Origin of the sequence: Hyphococcus sp. (assembly GCF_965267305.1) — a bacterium.
Lineage (GTDB): Bacteria > Pseudomonadota > Alphaproteobacteria > Caulobacterales > Parvularculaceae > Hyphococcus.
The window spans coordinates 3,413,794-3,430,650 of record NZ_OZ253945.1; the positions used below are offsets into that span (position 1 = coordinate 3,413,794).

General features: G+C 59.9%; 17 protein-coding genes. 11 read left to right on the forward strand and 6 right to left on the reverse strand.

Translation table 11 applies throughout. The annotated features are described in order from the left end of the window. The first annotated feature begins 55 nt into the window (after window positions 1-55). The 5 genes from ACQY5P_RS16500 (at window position 56) to ACQY5P_RS16520 (ending at window position 7,567) form a co-directional block, all read left to right on the forward strand. Window positions 56-1,573, forward strand: coding sequence for a flavin-containing monooxygenase (locus ACQY5P_RS16500; protein WP_428407967.1), 1,518 nt, complete (start codon window positions 56-58; stop codon window positions 1,571-1,573). Window positions 1,574-1,742: 169 nt separating this feature from the next. After that, entirely contained in the window at window positions 1,743-2,330 is a 588-nt protein-coding gene (locus tag ACQY5P_RS16505) for a VPLPA-CTERM sorting domain-containing protein (RefSeq protein ID WP_428407968.1), read from the forward strand. Window positions 2,331-2,556: 226 nt separating this feature from the next. Further along, window positions 2,557-3,174, forward strand: a complete 618-nt coding sequence (gene rpsD / locus ACQY5P_RS16510) for a 30S ribosomal protein S4 (RefSeq protein WP_428407969.1) — start codon at window positions 2,557-2,559, stop codon at window positions 3,172-3,174. A gap of 279 nt (window positions 3,175-3,453) precedes the next feature. Continuing rightward, window positions 3,454-6,639, forward strand: coding sequence for a TonB-dependent receptor domain-containing protein (locus ACQY5P_RS16515; RefSeq protein ID WP_428407970.1), 3,186 nt, complete (start codon window positions 3,454-3,456; stop codon window positions 6,637-6,639). Window positions 6,640-6,778: 139 nt separating this feature from the next. Beyond that, on the forward strand, window positions 6,779-7,567 hold the full coding sequence (locus ACQY5P_RS16520) for a hypothetical protein (RefSeq protein ID WP_428407971.1): 789 nt from the start codon (window positions 6,779-6,781) through the stop codon (window positions 7,565-7,567). 6 nt (window positions 7,568-7,573) lie between these two features. Here ACQY5P_RS16520 and ACQY5P_RS16525 read toward each other — a convergent pair whose 3' ends face one another. Next, complete coding sequence (locus ACQY5P_RS16525; RefSeq protein ID WP_428407972.1) at window positions 7,574-8,197, reverse strand: MlaC/ttg2D family ABC transporter substrate-binding protein; 624 nt, start codon at window positions 8,195-8,197, stop codon at window positions 7,574-7,576. 25 nt (window positions 8,198-8,222) lie between these two features. Continuing rightward, entirely contained in the window at window positions 8,223-9,032 is an 810-nt protein-coding gene (locus ACQY5P_RS16530; protein ID WP_428407973.1) for an MlaA family lipoprotein, read from the reverse strand. 201 nt (window positions 9,033-9,233) lie between these two features. Between ACQY5P_RS16530 and ACQY5P_RS16535 the strand changes: the two genes are divergently transcribed. From ACQY5P_RS16535 to ACQY5P_RS16560, 6 genes are all read left to right on the forward strand, one after another. Further along, window positions 9,234-10,190 carry an ArsR/SmtB family transcription factor gene (locus tag ACQY5P_RS16535; protein WP_428407974.1) on the forward strand — a complete coding sequence of 319 codons (957 nt, stop codon included), beginning with the start codon at window positions 9,234-9,236 and terminating at the stop codon, window positions 10,188-10,190. A gap of 379 nt (window positions 10,191-10,569) precedes the next feature. Then, window positions 10,570-11,265 (forward strand): TerB family tellurite resistance protein, encoded by a 696-nt coding sequence (locus tag ACQY5P_RS16540; protein WP_428407975.1) that lies wholly within the window; start codon window positions 10,570-10,572, stop codon window positions 11,263-11,265. 86 nt (window positions 11,266-11,351) lie between these two features. Then, the gene (locus ACQY5P_RS16545; RefSeq protein ID WP_428407976.1) at window positions 11,352-11,600 is read left to right on the forward strand and encodes a hypothetical protein; all 249 of its coding nucleotides are present in this window, start codon (window positions 11,352-11,354) and stop codon (window positions 11,598-11,600) included. Between the two features lie 129 nt (window positions 11,601-11,729). Then, a complete protein-coding gene (locus tag ACQY5P_RS16550; RefSeq protein ID WP_428407977.1) occupies window positions 11,730-12,641 on the forward strand; it encodes a DMT family transporter in 912 nt (303 codons plus the stop codon). Continuing rightward, on the forward strand, window positions 12,638-13,324 hold the full coding sequence (locus ACQY5P_RS16555) for an N-acetylmuramoyl-L-alanine amidase (protein ID WP_428407978.1): 687 nt from the start codon (window positions 12,638-12,640) through the stop codon (window positions 13,322-13,324). The genes ACQY5P_RS16550 and ACQY5P_RS16555 overlap by 4 nt, the downstream gene beginning before the upstream one ends. 27 nt (window positions 13,325-13,351) lie before the next feature. Beyond that, on the forward strand, window positions 13,352-15,034 hold the full coding sequence (locus ACQY5P_RS16560) for a serine hydrolase domain-containing protein (protein WP_428407979.1): 1,683 nt from the start codon (window positions 13,352-13,354) through the stop codon (window positions 15,032-15,034). On the opposite strand, the gene ACQY5P_RS16565 is transcribed toward ACQY5P_RS16560, so the two are convergent. The 4 genes from ACQY5P_RS16565 to ACQY5P_RS16580 form a co-directional block, all read right to left on the reverse strand. Beyond that, window positions 15,027-15,314 carry a hypothetical protein gene (locus ACQY5P_RS16565; protein ID WP_428407980.1) on the reverse strand — a complete coding sequence of 96 codons (288 nt, stop codon included), beginning with the start codon at window positions 15,312-15,314 and terminating at the stop codon, window positions 15,027-15,029. The two genes, ACQY5P_RS16560 and ACQY5P_RS16565, sit on opposite strands and share 8 nt — an antisense overlap. 99 nt (window positions 15,315-15,413) lie before the next feature. Next, window positions 15,414-15,788 carry a DUF1304 domain-containing protein gene (locus ACQY5P_RS16570; RefSeq protein ID WP_428407981.1) on the reverse strand — a complete coding sequence of 125 codons (375 nt, stop codon included), beginning with the start codon at window positions 15,786-15,788 and terminating at the stop codon, window positions 15,414-15,416. A gap of 65 nt (window positions 15,789-15,853) precedes the next feature. Beyond that, window positions 15,854-16,297, reverse strand: coding sequence for a hypothetical protein (locus ACQY5P_RS16575; protein ID WP_428407982.1), 444 nt, complete (start codon window positions 16,295-16,297; stop codon window positions 15,854-15,856). 37 nt (window positions 16,298-16,334) lie between these two features. Further along, window positions 16,335-16,856 (reverse strand): SixA phosphatase family protein, encoded by a 522-nt coding sequence (locus ACQY5P_RS16580; RefSeq protein ID WP_428407983.1) that lies wholly within the window; start codon window positions 16,854-16,856, stop codon window positions 16,335-16,337. Window position 16,857 lies beyond the last annotated feature (1 nt).

Genomic DNA, 16,857 nt, shown 5'->3' on the forward strand with positions numbered 1-16,857 from the left:
TTGAAGGTAAACTCCCCAGTGTAACGCCTTCATAACCCATGAAAACGGGCGCGCCATGGCGGACGATCACAAGACGGTTCTCGAAATGGCCGCCGCAGCGGCCAGCCGCGGCTCCGGTCCGCGCATCGCCATTCTCGGCGCCGGCTTTTCCGGCATGGGGATGGCCATCCGCCTGAAGCAGGAAGGCTTCGACAACTTCACGATCTACGAAAAGGCGAACGAAGTCGGCGGCACCTGGCGCGAGAATATCTATCCCGGCGTCGCCTGCGACGTGCCTTCGCATCTTTATTCGTTTTCGTTCGAGCCTAATCCCAACTGGTCGCGGCGTTATTCCCCTGGCGGCGAAATCTGGGACTACATGAAACACTGCGCCCGCAAATACGGGCTCTATCCTTTCATCAACTTCAACAAGACTGTCACCGCGATCCGCCATGACGGAAAGGAATGGACGGTCGATTTCGCCGATGGATCGTCCGCCGCCGCCGATTATGTGGTGAGCGGTCTTGGCGGCCTCCATGAACCCAACGTGCCGGACATCGAAGGCTTGAAAGAGTTCAAGGGACCGGTGTTTCACACCGCGCAATGGCGCGACGATGTGGACCTCTCGGGAAAGCGCGTCGCCATCGTCGGTTCAGCGGCGAGCGCGGTGCAAGTCATTCCCGCCATCGTCGACAAGGTCGCGCATCTCGATGTCTATCAGCGCACGCCCAACTGGGTGATGCCGCGCATGAGCTACGCCTATCCGAATTGGTTGAAGGGCGTGTTTGCGAAAGCGCCGCTGCTGGCGCGGGCCTATCGCGGGTTTTACTTCACCATCTTGGAATGGCGCTTCAACGCTTTCAAGAAAGACGAGAACAGGGTGAAGGCGTTCGTCCGCAAGACGTTTAAGAAACATCTCGAAGCCCAGGTTCCCGACCCTGGATTGCGCGCGAAGCTGACGCCGGATTATCCCGTCGGCTGCAAACGCATTTTGATCTCCGACGACTATCTGCCTGCGATCCAGAAGCCGAATGTGGATCTCATCACCGAAGGGATCGAGGCGGTGACGCCGACAGGCCTCACGACGAAAGACGGAAACGATCACCCTGCGGATGTCCTCATCCTCGCCACTGGCTTCAAACCGTTCGACATTCTTGAATCGATCGATGTGGTGGGCCCCTCGGGGAAAAGCCTCAGCGAAACGTGGAAGGACGGCATCGCCGCGCACCGGACCATGATGGCGCCCGGTTTTCCGAATTTCTTCATGCTGCTCGGGCCAAACTCCGGCCTCGGCCACAACTCGGTGATCCTGATGATCGAGGCGCAGGTGAATTACGCTATCGATCTCATCAAGCGCGCCGGTGACAGGGGACAGATCGCGCCGCGCCCGGAAGCGGCCAAAGCCTTCGACGACCGCATCCAGCTCGACCTTCAGGACCGGGTCTGGGCGGCGCGCTGCGGCGCCTGGTATGTCGACGAGAACGGCCGCAACTTCACCCTCTATCCCCACGACGTGCGCACCTATCTCAAAGAGATGAAGACGCCGGATTTCTCGGAATACGAGATCGAGCGGACAAGACAGCCGGCGCTTTGACCGGCTTCCGGCAGCCGGAATATTTTCGCCCTTTAGTTGCATCCGCCTCGCCGGTGCATAGCAATGGCGAATTCATCGTAAATATTTTCATTCCGGAAACGAGCGATCCCTTGCGTTGGCGCGGACCCAGTGCAATGTGCACGCTTTGCGTAAGTTAAGGGGGATCCTTGTGATCAAGAAGTTCGTAGCAGTAGCCGCAGCAACAATGTTTGCGTTCGCCGCGGCGCCGGCGCAGGCTGGCTTAGTCTATATCGGCACCTATCCGGGCAATGATAACGCCTCGGGCAACAACAACGGCGCCAACAACGATATCCGCGACGAAATCTTCGCCTATAACGGCGATACGACTGTCGAGTTTCTCGCCAAGATAGATCTTTGCGAGACTGACGAAGACGAATGTCCGGTGAATGGTCAAAAACCCTCAAACGGCGCGGTTTCCGCAAGTCTCTTTTCATTGGTGATGGACAGCGATTACGACGGCACGGTCAATTTCGACCTCACCGGGACTGGAAAAGGCTTGGAGTATGTAGCGCTGAAAGCCAGCAACGCGTTCGCCCTTTTCTATTGGGATATGGACCCGCTTGTCGGGATGTTCGTATTCGACGTCTTTGATTACATCGATGCAGGCCTGTCGCACATTTCTTTCTATGGCGGCGACTACACCCCGCCGAATGAAGTGCCGCTTCCGGCCGCCGCATGGCTGATGCTGGCGGGCCTTGGCGGGCTCCGTTTCGCCGGCCGCCGCAAGGCCGCTTAACCGCCTCAAGCCACGGTTTGGATTAAGAAAAGCCCGCATTCTGGCGGGCTTTTCGCGTTTCCGGCGGAAAACCGGGCCGAAAGGCCGTTTTCCGCGGCTTCCGGCGTTGACAGGCTGGTCTCCTCCCTTTATTGCCCGCCGCTTCAAACGGGTGGCGCGCATACCGCCGTTGCAATCGTTTCGGGGATGGGCCCCGGAGCCGGGACGCGCCGAGAGTGAGGACTACATGTCAAAGCGCATCAGCGCCAAGCACAAGCTTGACCGCCGGGTCGGCGAAAACGTCTGGGGCCGGCCGAAATCTCCCATCAACAAGCGCGATTACGGCCCGGGCATGCACGGCCAGCGCCGCAAGGGCAAGCTGTCGGACTTCGGTCTGCAGCTCATGGCGAAGCAGAAGCTCAAGGGCTATTACGGCAATATCTCCGAAAAGCACTTCGAGAAGATCTATAACGAAGCCGTCCGCCAGCGCGGCAACACCGCCGAGCTGCTGATCGGCCTTCTCGAGAGCCGTCTCGACGCCGTCGTCTATCGCGCGAAATTCGTGCCGACCGTGTTTGCGGCCCGCCAGTTCATCAACCACGGCCATGTGAAGGTGAACGGCGTTCGCACCAACATCCCCTCCATGCGCCTCAAGGTCGGCGATGTCGTGGAAATCAAGGAAAAGTCGAAAAACATGGCGCTGGTGCTGGAAGCCCTGCAAAGCGCCGAGCGCGATATTCCCGACTATATCGAAGTCGATCCGAAGAAGATGACGGCGACCTATTTGCGGACGCCGGAATTCGCCGAGGTGCCTTACCAGTGCACCATGGAGCCGAATCTGGTGGTCGAATATTACTCCTCGTAATAAGCTCATTACGGTTGACGCAAAAAAGCCGCCTTCGGGCGGCTTTTTATTTTTTTAAAGAATGACATGAGGTTACGGGTGGAATGCTTCTGTAGCATGGCGGCAACAGAAGGCGGGTGAAATGCTCCGTACCGACACATTTTTGACATGAACCTGTCCGGAACGGCGTGATCACAGTTTACGCTTCCGTTCAGCGCTCCCGGTGGAGGGTCGGGGCCAGCCTTTGCAAGGAAGGCGGGCACCGATTGGGCGCGCCGGGCAGTAACGGGAGCAAATCACATGTCGGACAAAACCATGCGCAAGGGCTTGCTTGCGCTGCTTACAAGCGCGTCAGCCGGGGCGATCATGTCGGCCGCTCCCGCAGGGGCCCAGGAAGTCGAAACCATTCCGGAACGTACGGCCGACGAGATTGAGGAGCGCACCGGCGACGTGGTCGTCGTTACCGGCTCGCGGATCCGCAGGGACGAATTTTCAAGCCCCGGCCCGGTTCAGGTCATCGATCCCCGTCTTGGAGAATTGCAAGGCACCATCGACGCCGCAGCGCTGATCCAGTCTTCGTCAGTGGCGTCGGGCTCAGCCCAGACGACCTCGGCGATCTCTTCGAACTTCGTCACTAATGGCGGCGCGGGCGCGGCGACGGTTTCGCTGCGCGGCCTCGGCGCGGAACGCACCCTGGTGCTCTTGAACAGCCGCCGCGCCGGACCCGCCGGCACGCGCGGCGCGGTCAGCTCCTTCGACCTCAACGTGCTGCCAACCTCGATCATCGACAATATCGAAATTCTAAAAGACGGCGCCTCATCCATTTACGGTTCGGACGCTGTTGCGGGCGTCGTCAACATTATCACCAAGCGCGACACGGACGGCATCGAGTTCGATTTCTTCGGATCGCAGCCTCTCGATTCGGGCGGCGAGGAATATCGCGCCAGCGCCACCTGGGGCAAAACCTTCGACCGCGGCCATATCCTGACCTCGTTCGATTACTACAAACGCAAGGAGCTGGCGCGCGGCGACCGGCCCAAATATCTCGAATGCGGCGAAGAGCGCATTTTCGATTCGCCCGGCGGCAACCGCGTCGATCTCATCGATCCGCGTACTGGCAATTACAAATGCTCCGACGACCTGCCCTGGGGCCACATCTGGATTTACGACCTGCATTACTACGATTATGGCTACGGCTATACGACCAACCCGGGATCGAATATTCCGGGCAGCGGTCCTGGCGTGGTGACCAAGTTTCAATACAATTACGCCGGCGACAATCTTCAGGACTACATTCCCGCGCTCGCGCCGCCGCGCGACGGATCGGATCTGACCGTTCCGGAAGGGTTTTTTCCTGTTGAATACGATCCGATCTCTTACGCTCTCTTCAACCAGCAGTCGCCCTTCATTCCTGAAGTGACGGTCATACCGGAAACGACCCGCTACACCGCCTATCTCGATGCGGCCTTTGAGATTACCGACAATGTCGAGGTGTACGGAGAATTTCTGTTCAACCGTCGCGAGACCTATCAGAACAGTTGGGTTCAGTTCTGGGATTTCAGCCTGACCTCAGCGCCAGGTTCAATTGAGTTCTTCGGCGCCGGCCCGAATCCTTTCAACCCGGCGACCGGGCCCTACCTCACCAGCTCCACGCCGATCACCAATCATGCGGACGCCTCGCAGCAGGTGGATTATTTCCGCGGCGTCGGAGGTTTCCGGGGCGAGTTCGAAGGCGGGTTCCTGAACAACTGGGCTTGGGACATCTATTCCCAATACAGCCGGTCCAAGGGACTTTACCGCAACGACCAAATCTACAAGGACTCGATCGATTATCAGTATGCGATCGGCTACGGATATTTCCCGGATGGCTGCGAAGGCTTTGTCACGCCCGTCAGCCAGAAAGAATGCGTGACCATCGACTGGTGGGACCCCGAGCTATTGCGCGGGAACATTCCGCAAAATGTCCGCGACTATCTCTTCGGCACCGAAGAAGGCAAAACCATCTATACGCAAGCCTATGTGGAAGCGATCCTGACCGGCAACCTGATCGAACTTCCGGCCGGCCAGCTCGGCGCGGCGTTCGGCGCCACCTACAGGAGGGACTCGCTGAACGATCTTCCCGGCGACATCACCTATGCGGAAAATCCGTTCTACGATCCAAGCGACCCGGACTCAGATCCGTTCATCAACAACTCGTGGACGGGCAGCGCCTCCGGCAATACAGTGGGCACAAGCAAGACGATGGAGTTTTTCGGCGAGCTGAGCATTCCATTGCTGCGCGATCTGCCGGGCATTCAGTATTTCGAGGTCGGCGTGGCGGGGCGCTACACAGACGTCAATACGGTGGAAGACACCGCGCAGACCTGGAAGATCAGCGCCAACTGGGTCGTTACAGACTGGCTGCGCATCGGCGGCACCATGGGCACCTCGTTCCGCGCGCCGGCGTTGTTTGAGCTCTATCTCGCAGACCAGACCTATTTCGAGGGCCAGCGGGTCATTGAACCTTGCGCGGGATGGGGAGAGGCGCTGGCGAGGGGCGACATATCCCAGCAGCTTGCGGACAACTGCGCTGCTGAAGGCGTGCCGCCCAATTACACGGCGGGCGCAATCTCCTCCACCATCATCACGCGGGGCGGTCTTGGCGAGCTCGAGCCGGAGACTTCGAAAGCCAAAACAGCGAGCGTCACCGTATTTCTCGATCCGATCCTGCCGGAATCAACGCGCGCGAGCATTCGCGCCGACTATTTCGACATCGAGGTCAATGGTGAGATCGCGCAGCTCGGACCGGCGAATATTCTCTTTGGCTGTCTGTCGTCCGAGTTTTACCCGAACGATCCTTTGTGCGATCTCTATGAGCGCAACGGGCAGGGGAATGTGAATTCGATTGCGACGGTGACGGACCAGTTCATCAACGTGAACAGCCAGATAAACCGCGGCCTCGACTTCACAGTGCGCCTCGATCAGCAGTTGCCCGGCAATTGGGGCGACCTCCAGATCATGTCGCAGATGACGTTGCAGCTTAAAGATACGATCGAGCTCTTTGAAGGCACGGTCGAAAATGTGAACGGCGAAGAAGGAGAGCCGAAATTAACCGGTGATCTGAACATTCGCTGGGACAAGAATGACTGGTCTTTCCTCTGGTCAATCGACTATGTGGGCCGCACCAGCGATCTCGACGATTTCCGGGAAGAGTCCGGTCTCGACAGCGCTTGCGGCGTGACGGACATTCTCCATGACGGCCCCTATTGCGTGGATGTCGTCGCGGAACGGACGATCTATCACAGCGTTTCCATGTCGAAGACGTTCGATGACGAGAAGTTCACGGTCATCCTCGGCGTCGCAAATCTCTTCGACCAGGAGCCGCCGCGCGTTTCCGAATATGGCGCGAACTTCAGCTCGATCACCAATCTGGGCGCCGTGCCTTATCATTCGCAATACGACTTTGTGGGCCGGCGGGTCTTCCTCAATCTGACGGCGGCGTTCTAACGAAGACGGTGCGTTAAGGTTTACGGGCGATGGCGCGGATCCATCGCCCGTAATTTTTTTGACTTCATTGCCTCAAGCAGGGTTTGGTTTTAAGTCTTTGCTTCGGGGGCCGACGCCGGGAAGAAAGAGGGTTCCGTAAATGCCCAGAGTCTCGATGATGCCGGACACGCTGAATGCGGAAAACCGCAAGTTCGCGCAAAAGCCGCTGACCGAGCCCCTGTTCATCAACTCGGTGCCGAAAAGCGGCACGCATCTCTTGCGCAACATCGTCAGGATGTTCGTGCCGGTCGAACAGCAATATCATGACCAGTTCATTCAGCATCCGAACCTTCAGCAGCATCTCGCGGCTTTCGATCCGGCGAAGAATTATCTGAGCTGGGGCCATCTCCTGTTTTCGGACGCGTCGGCGATTGAACTCGCCGGCGTCAGAAAGGTCATTCTCTATCGCGACCCTCATAGCTGGGTCCTGGCGCGGGCGCGGTTTTTTCTTTCAGACGAATTTTCCGGCAATATCGATCATGTGAAAGGCGGGCGCATCAAGGTCGAGGAGCTCTTGAACCTCATGATCCTCGGCATCTATCAGAAAGTGCCGTCGATGCTCGATCTCTACACGCATAACGCCGTCGCCTGGCTCGGGACGGAAAACGCGGCGGTGAAATATGAAGAACTTGTGCAGGCGGTGAAGACTGTCGACAGTCTGGATGCGGAAGTCTACTTCCGCCGGCTTCTGGGGCAGTGCGGGATCGACCCCGTTCCCGACGACTGGCGCGAACGGGTGAAGGTCGGCGCCGACCGCAAGCAGAGCGGCACGGCGCGGGAAAATCTCACAGGTCTCGAGGTCGAGATCCCGGACGTTCTGCCGGAAGCGCAGAAGAAGCTCGTCGAATTCATGGCGCCGGGGCTGCGCAAGCTGCTCGGCTACGAATAAGCCAGACTAGCTCTTTAGACGCGCCTTCATTTCCGCGATCAGGGCGTCGATGCCTTTCTCGCCGCCGCCATTATTGGCGATGATCGAGGTGAACTGCTCCTGCTGTTCAATGGCGAGCCAGATCTCGTTGGCGCCGGCGTCGAAGATCGACATGGCGCCTTCCTTGTCGCGATAAATGCGCCAGTGGATGAGCGCGTCGGCGAACTGGTCGCCGGGTTCGGGATTGGCGATCTTCGAATTGACGACAATGTCATAAGCGGCGCGATCCACCGAACCCGTAACCATAAGCTTCTGGCCGGCGTAATTCTCCATCGTGTTGCGATAGACCATCTTTGCGTAGTCTGCGAAGAGCGGAAAATATTCGGCCGCTTGAGCGTCGGTCATCTGCCGGGCATATTTGCCGAGCACGAACCGTCCGACGCGGCGCATGTCCACATATTTGTCGACGAGATCGTCGACCGCGGCGAACATCGCCTGCTTGTCGCCGCTTTGCAGCTTCGGCGCGGCTTCATCGAGAATATTCTGGACATAGGTTTCCGCGGCCTGATCGGCGGACGCAGGCGAAGCGATGCCTAAACCTATGAGGCTTGCGGCGGAGAGGGCGGCGAAGGCGCGGCGGGTGAGCGACATAAACTATTCTCCCAAGGCGAACTGACTATTCGAGTTCTTCGAATTCTTCGAAGTCGCCGATGTCCGGCAGGTCCTCATAAGTGGTTTGGCCGTTGTTGATCTCGCGTTTGCGCGACTGGAGATAGAAACTGCGGATCGAAGCGTAAAAGTCGAGTGAATCATTCCTGATGCCGTCAAGCGGCTCGATCAGCGGTTCGCGCGAGGAAATGACGCCGACGCCTGCCGTCGAGTATTGGAGATACATGGCCGGATCGGTTGAAATCCAGAAGGCCGGGGCGAGCGTCAGATCGACGCCCGACCCGAAGCCGTCTCGCATAGTGCTTGGGCCAAGGAACGGCAATACGAGATAAGGGCCGGAATCGACGCCCCAGACGGCCAGCGTCTGGCCGAAATCTTCCGAATGCTGAGCAATGCCCATGCGCTCCGCGGGGTCGCCCATGCCGCCGAAACCGATGGTGGAATTGATGAAGAAACGGCCGAGGGTTTCGCCGGCGCGTTTCGGCTCGCCCTGCAGGATGTCGTTGACGAAAATCACCGGCGTCCTGAGATTGGCGAGAAAATTGCGGATGCCCTTGCGCTGTTTCTTGTGCGTGACGGCGCGATAGGCTTTCGCGGTTGGGGTCATGATTTTGCGGTCGAGCCCGTCATTGAAGGCGAACATCTTGCGGTTGAAGCCTTCCCAGGGGTCGGCAACGGCCTCGCTGGTCTGCGTATCTGCGGCCTCAAGCTCGCGGGCGAGGGCGTCCGGGTCGTCGCCTGCGCCGGAAAGCTGGGCCGATGCCGTTCCAGCGAGGGCCAGCCAGAGGACGGCGCAGGATGCAGCGATGACTTTCATAAACAAGCGCCCCCTCTGGCGGTTTTTCCACGGCTTTCGGCCCGGTTTTCCGGCTCCATTTAGCCTCACCATATAGGGCTTCGCGGCGCCGGAACAATGAACAAACCATGACGATTGCGTGGGGTTCCCGGCGCGATTGCCCTCTCATAAAGATATCTTTATGTTTCAACGGGTTGGCGGTTGTAATCTAGGAGTATGCCTATGGCGCTCGATGCTGCGCTCAATATTTTCCGCGCCATCGGCGAAGAAACCCGGCTCAGGATCATGGTCCTCTTGATCCGGGGCGAACTGACCGTAAGCGAAATCACTGTGATCCTGGGCCAGAGCCAGCCGCGGGTCAGCCGCCATTTGAAAATCCTCGCCGACGCGGGCCTCGCCGAACGCCACCGGGAGGGCGCTTGGATGTTTTACCGGACGGCGCCGCCCGGTGGAGATCCTTCCTGCGAAGCGGTGATCGCGGCGGCCCGCGCCATTGGCGAGACTGGCGACCGGCTCCTGGCCCGGGACGCTGAGCGTTTCGAGCAGACCCGCCAGGCCCGGGCCGCCCAGGCCGCCGCCTATTTCGAGGCGAATGCGCGCGAGTGGAGCCGGCTTCGCGCTCTGCACCTGCCGGAACAGGATATCGAGGCGCGCATTTTGGCGCTTGCGGAGGACGGGCCGATTTCCTTGTTTGTGGATCTCGGCACTGGCACTGGACGGATGCTGGAGATTTTCGCCGAGCGCTACGAAAGCGCTGTCGGCTATGATCTTTCTCACGAAATGCTGGCGCTCGCGCGCGCCAATCTTGATCGCGTCGGCGTCGCCCATGCGCAAGTGCGCCATGGCGATCTTTTTTCATTGCCGCTGGAGGATCATTGCGCCGATGTCGCCTGTCTTCATCAGGTTCTGCACTATCTGGCGGAACCCGGCGCTGCCGTCGCGGAAGCGGCGCGGATTCTGAAAAAAGGCGGCCGGCTCATCATTTCCGATTTCGCGCCGCACGATCTTGAATTTCTGCGCGAGGAACACGCCCATCGCCGGCTCGGCTTTTCCGATGCGGAAGTCTCGGACTGGTGCGCCGCTTCAGGATTAAAGCTCGACAAGATTGAAACGCTGTCCCCGTCGCCAGGCGACACGGAAAGGTTGACGGTGAAAATCTGGCGCTGTCTGGCGCCCTGATTTTCAGTGTGCAGAATGTTTTTGCGTCTATTGAAAAACCCCAGCGATCGCCAGTGCGATCAACGTAAACGCCGCGCCGCATAAGAGCCCGCTCACCAGCACGCCAAACTCCTGAAACGTACGCCCCATCGCCCCGTCTCCCGTTCTGCGCCAAACGATATTCTTGTCGCCGTTTTAGCGTCCTCTGCCGCCCCCAGCCGCAGCAGCAAGGGGAGTGTGTCCGTGAAATGACGTTGTGGCAAAGGGTGCGCCTGTGGAAAAAGCGCAAGGGGTGCGCGCGCCGGTGGATAAATCTTTGCCGGTCATGGAAAAATATTCTGGAACTTAGTTTTCCACACTCCCATCCCTGCGGTTCTGGATTTTGGCGGCGCGTCCCTCTATGACGCACGGCATGTCATTCTGGGAGAAAGTTGAAGCGGGGATCGCCGAGGCGAAGCGGCGCACATTGGGCGCGGTTCTGGAGGCGTACGCCGCCCAGAAGCAGCGGCGCAATGAGGCGGCGTTCTCTATGGCGCTGATCGCGCTTTCCGCGAAAATGGCGAAGGCTGACGGGATCGTCACCGATGACGAGATCGACGCCTTTCGCGGCTATTTCCATTTTCCAGACAGCGAGGCTGACAAGGTCCGCATGGTCTACCAGCTCGCCCAGCAGGATGTGGCGGGGTTCACGGAATATCTCACCCGGGTTGCGAAAATCTTCGATGACGCGCCCGAAGTGCTGGAGGATGTCCTCGACTGTCTGTTCCATGTGGCGGTCGCGGACGGGGTCGCCCATCCGCGCGAGCTGCAGCTGCTGGAGGAAGCGGCGAAGGTGTTCGGTCTTGCCAAGCCGGCTTTTCACCGCCTCAAAGCCGTGCATCTCGGCCTTGGCGCCGACGATCCCTATCTCATTTTGGGAATTGAACCCGGCGCGCCGCTGGAGGCGATTAAGGCTGCCTATCGCGCCTTGTCGCGCGATCACCATCCAGACGCGCTGATGGCGCGGGGCGTGCCGTCCGACCTCGTGCGCATCGCCGAAGGCCGCATGGCGGCGATCAACGGGGCCTATGAGCAGATATTAACCGATTACAGTTAAATCGGGCGCAAAGGTTGCGTCAGCTATAGACGGCGACCTGCAATTTTGGTCTGATGGGCGGGCAGAGTCGCGTAAACGGGTTCCCGGTGGAAAAAACGATCCTGACGACAGATTCTAATGCGGGCCATTCTGGCGCCGCCGTTTCTGATGCGGCCCGGCCCCGGGCGGTCAAGCGCGCAGGAGAGGCGCTGTTTTTCACGGGCGTCATTCTTCTTTCTTCTCTCGCCGTTGTCGCCATCGCCATCGCCGCGCCGTTCGTACTCGCGGCCTCGGCCATCGCCGGTTTTCTCACCCGCAAAGAGGGCGACCGCGGCTGGCGGCCGGTATCGGCCTGACACGCCAATTTCAGTCTGAAGCAGGGGCGGCGCCCCGCTCTTCTTGCCAATAGATATTTTCGATTGCCGTGGCGGCCTGGTTCGGCCTAAGGGCGGGCGTCTTTGTGTCTTTCAATATGGTCCCGGCCCGTGTCCGTTCGCGAAATCAGCATTCTCATACTGATCTGCCTCATCTGGGGCTTCCACTTCGTCGTGATCAAAACGGCTGTAGGGGTCATGCCGCCGATGTTTTATGCCGCGATCCGCATGGTGCTCGTGGCGGCGATCCTGGCGCCGTTTCTCAAATGGCGGAAAGGGGAGATGCGCTTCATCCTCATCGGAGGCGTTTGTCTCGGCGCGCTTAACTATGCCCTGATGTTTACGGGGATGACCTTCGCGACCGCGTCAGCGGCGGCCATCGCAATTGAATTGAACGTGCCGTTTTCGACCCTGCTCGCCTTCATGTTTCTGGGCGACCGTCCCGGCCTGCCGCGCATTCTGGGCATCGCTTTCGCCTTTGCCGGGGTTGCGGTGATCGCGGTCGGAGGAGACAGCGGCGGGGGCGGCGAGCATGTGGGCCTTGGCGTCGGTCTCGTCGCGGCCGGCGCCTTCGCCGAGGCTGTGGGCGCGGTCATCGTCAAGCGCACGACATCTTTCAAGCCGCATGAACTCCTCGCGTGGTTCGCGCTTGTCGGGGCGCTCGCCCTGTCGGCGATGAGCTTTGTATTCGAGCAAGGCCAATTCGACGCCTTTCAGCATAGCAACAAGCTTTTCCTGGCGGGCGCCATCCTCTATTCGGCGCTCGGCGCTTCGCTGCTCGGCCACACCGCCTATTACTGGCTGCTGCAGCGCCTCCCGATCAGCGTCGTCGCGCCGAGCGTCCTGTTGACCACCGTCTTTGCGGTTTTTTTCGGCGTCATTCTCCTCGGCGATCCTTTCGGACCGCGGATGATGATTGGCGGCCTCATGACCCTCGCCGGCGTCGGCGTTGTCCTTTTGCGCAATGTGAAGAAACAGGCCAAGAATGACGCGCTGGTGACGCCGCAGGGAGAAGGGGCATGAAGATCATCGAGGCGCCGTCGCCGAATTTCGACGCCCGCGGGGCGAATATCGACATGGTGATCCTCCATTACACCGGGATGCAGACCGGCGCCGAGACGCTGACGCGTCTGCAAAGCCCCGAGGCGCGGGTCAGCGCGCACTATCTCGTCGAGGAAAACGGCAATGTTTACAAACTCGTCGATGAGCCCATGCGCGCCTGGCACGCCGGCGTTGCAAGCTGGAAAGGCGAGGGCGACATCAATGCGCGCTCTATCGGCATCGAGATCGTCAATCCCGGCCATGAATGGGGCTACCGTGATTTTCCGGCGGCGCAGATCGAGGCGGTGGTCGATCTCCTGAAAGACATCCGCACCCGTCATAATGTGCGCCCCGCCCATGTGCTCGGACATTCCGACGTGGCGCCGCGCCGCAAGGAAGACCCCGGCGAGAAATTTCCCTGGGGGCGACTTGCGAAAGAGGGGCTGGCGCTCGCGCCTTATGTGGGGCCTGCCGATGCGGGTCTTGCCATTTCCTACGAAGACGCCCTGACCGCGCTTTATGAGATCGGCTATGACGCGCCGAAGGGCGATCACGCCGCAGCGCTTCTCGCATTTCAGCGGCGGTTCTGTCCGCAGTCGCTGGGGCAGGGTTTCGACCCGAGGACAAAGGCGGCTTTGATTGAGGCGAGAAAGATGGTTTCCTGAACATCCAAGATGTTCAGAGGGGCGATCATGCAGGTAAATCGAAGAGCGTTCATGGGCGGCGCGACTGTCGCGGCGGGCCTTGCTGTGTCAGCGCAGGCCAAAACCCGCAAATCCGGCGGCGGCGCGGCGCAGCAACAAGCGCTCTCGAAGCTTCAAAATTATGCGGACCGGCACTGCGCCGACTGGGGGCTTCCCGGCATGACCGCCTGCATGGTCGACAGCGACGGATTTACCGGTTTCGCGACATCGGGCTTCGCGGACATCGACAGGAAAATTCCGGTGGGTCCGGATCATCTGTTTCAGGTCGGCTCGATCACCAAAATGATGACGTCGCTCGCTGCCTGGTCGCTGATCGACGAAGGGAAGCTTTCCCCCGATGCGCGGCTTAAGGAGCTGATGCCGGAAATTCCGGTGCGCGGCGGCGAGGCGATCACGCTGCAGCACCTGTTGAATCACACTTCGGGCCTGCCGAATGGAACGCCGCTCTTTGTCGACGGCGGCTTGTGGACCGGAAGCGAGCCCGGAACCTACTGGGCCTATAGCAATCTCGGTTATCGCATCGCGGGCAAAATTATCGAGCGGGTGGACGGTCGCCTCTTTCCGGAGGCCCTTGAGGCCAGGGTGCTGCGTCCTATCGGCATGGAGGATTCCGTCGGCGCCCTGCGCAAAACCGATGAACGGCTATACGCGCAAGGCTATCAGCCGGCGCTTCTCGACCGTCCCCATATGCGTCCGGGACGTCTCACGGCGGCGCCGTGGGTCGATTATGACGGCGCCTCGGGCTGCGCCGCGGCGACGGCTGGCGACATGGCGCTGTTTTTGCGTTTTCTTCTGGGGCTTGCCGCCGGCGAAGGCGGACCGGTGTTCTCCGACGCGACGGCGGCGCGGTTCATGGCCTACCCGGCCGCCGCGCCCGGCTGGTCCGGCGATGCGCGCTATGGCAACGGCATCGCGCACGTCAACGCCGACGGCCGCGCTTATCTGCACCACACCGGCGGCATGGTGTCGTTTTCGTCATCGCTGCATGTGGACCCGGCGGCGGGCGTCGCTTGCTTCGCCTCGTCGAACATTCATTATGCGCACAATTACCGCCCGCGACAGGTCAGCCTTTACGGATGCGAGCTTTTGCAAGCGGCGCGAGAAGGAACCGATTTCCCCGATGCGGCGCCGACAAAACCGACGGTCGACAATCCGGCGCAATTCGCCGGCATTTTCACGGCGGAAAACGGCGACAGCTTTGAAATCGTCGCCATGGTGGACAGCGTGGCGATGTCGCGCGAAGGAAGCGTCGCGATAATGCAGCCGGTCGGCGCCGCCTATTTCGCTTGCGAACATGCGGCGTTTGACGTCACGGGATTAGAGTTTGACGTGGAGGACGGCCGCGCCTTTCGCGCCTGGGCGGGGGGCGTTGAATATCTTGCAGACCCCTCGAAAGGCTATGCACAAACGCCGCGCGAGATAAAAGCGCTTGAAGGCCGCTACGACAGCGATGACCGTTGGGCCTTGCCGTCGCGCGTTTATGCGAGAGGTGAAAAATTAAGCGTCAGAAGCGCGAATTATCGCGGCGAACTGGTGAAAGCCGATAATGGGGACTGGCGCGCCGAGGGCGACGAACCATCCGCCGGCTGGGTGCGCTTTGACCATATCCTCGACGGCAAGCCGCAGCGCATGGTGGACAGCGGCGAAATTTCTGTGCGCCGTTTCAGTTAGACGCCCAGACAACCGCCGTTATGCCCTCGAACAGAACGGTTGCGCCGACCACGATGGCGACGGCCGCCCACAAGCCTTCATAGACTGCATCCGAAATCGTGCGCGAGGACGGAATGTTCACAAGGTGCCCGAAACCGAAATCCTTCGGCGCGCGCAGCGCCGTCCAGACCAGAATGGTCGAGAGGAAGGTGGTCCAGGGAAAATTCAGCGCAATTACTGCGGCGCCAGCGCTCAAGAGGCAGGCGAAGGCTGTGAGGTTTCGTTCGATCAGGGTCTGCATGTCAATTCCATCCGGCAAGGCCGGTGACAGATAAGACAGGAATTTTAATTTGATTTGATTGCGCGCGGCGCAGTCCGATCTATTGCCGCAACATCTTGTTTACGATGTTTCGCTGCGGCGATCCCTCGCGAAGATGGCAAGCCCAAGCGCGATGGCGGCAGGGGCGGCCTGGATCAACAGGATCGTCGGCTTTGCGGTCAGCGCGCCGAAGACGCCGGCGATGATCGCGCAGGACAGGAAGAAAATAATCACATCTTTCTTGCGTGCGATCAGCCCCCACAGCAATCCTGCGCCTAGAAACCCATTATAAAGCCCTTGATTAGCGGCGAGCACGGCGGTTTGCGCCGACTGTTCCGGCGTCATCGCAAAGACGTCACGGCCGAGCGGCTGATCCCAAAAAAACATTTCCAGCGCCAGAAACCCAAAATGCAACACTGAGACGATAATGACAGCGAGTGACGCCAGAAATCTCATGAAAAGCTCCCCGTTTGCATGTTTTGGCGAAGCTTATCTGAAGCTAAAACGGCTTGCCAGTTTCATCACTTGATGTCGAGAGGGTTGAGATTTGGCGGGACCCATTCCCGCCGGGCATTCGCAGAAAAAAGAACCTCTTTCGACCAGTGCGCAAACAGCCAGTCGCTCTTGCCGAAACGCGAGGCGAACAGCCGGTTGCACAGCTCACGCAGCGGCGCGCCGGTCTCTTGTGCGATGAAGGCGCGCGCGACGATCAGCGAGGCGAGCGTAATGGTCTCGTGATAGCCCTCCGTATCGGTGTTCGGCGTTCCAACGGAGTCATTGTAACGCCGGATCATGCCCGGCATGTCGCGCTCGGGATTAAGGTCTGGGCGTTTGAGGATCAGCCAGAACGCCGCCGCCCAATGGGCGCCGTGAGTCCATTCTGCTTTCGGCAGGGTCGCGGCCGCGAACTCCTCGCCGATGCGAAGAGCCTCCGCCTCAGAGTTATAATGATAAAGCGCCGTCATCTTTCGCCCGAGCAACCAGCTTGGCTTTAGACGCCGATCATCGCCCGCGCAATTCTTTGGGCCGCGTAAAATTCGTCAGTCGGCCGCCCCCAAATGAAGTCTCGCGCCACTCGGCTATATCGAACTGGAACGCCGCCAGCGCGCCTTTTGGGAATTTTTTTCTGAGCTGCGCGAGCGCGCCGGCATCGGCGTCTGCCGGATTCGCAAGCTTGAGCGCCAGATCGTGGAACCCCGGATTGTGTCCGACGACGAGAACGTAGGCGTGGGTATCGGAAAGCGCCTTGATGGCGGCGAGAATGTGTTGCGCCGGGGCGTGGTAGATCGCCGGGCTGACAATCATCTCATGCCCGCCGGGGAGGTTTGCGAATTCAACCGTCTCCCGGGTCCTGACTGAAGGGGAGCACAGGACGACATCCGGAGGCGGTGGGCGCCTGCAGATCACTGCGCCCATCGCCGCCGCGTCCTTCCGGCCTCGTGGGGTCAGGGGGCGATCGATATCCGCCATGTCCGGCGGTCCGTCGATGGCTTCAGCATGGCGGAAGAGGGCAATTCGCTTCATT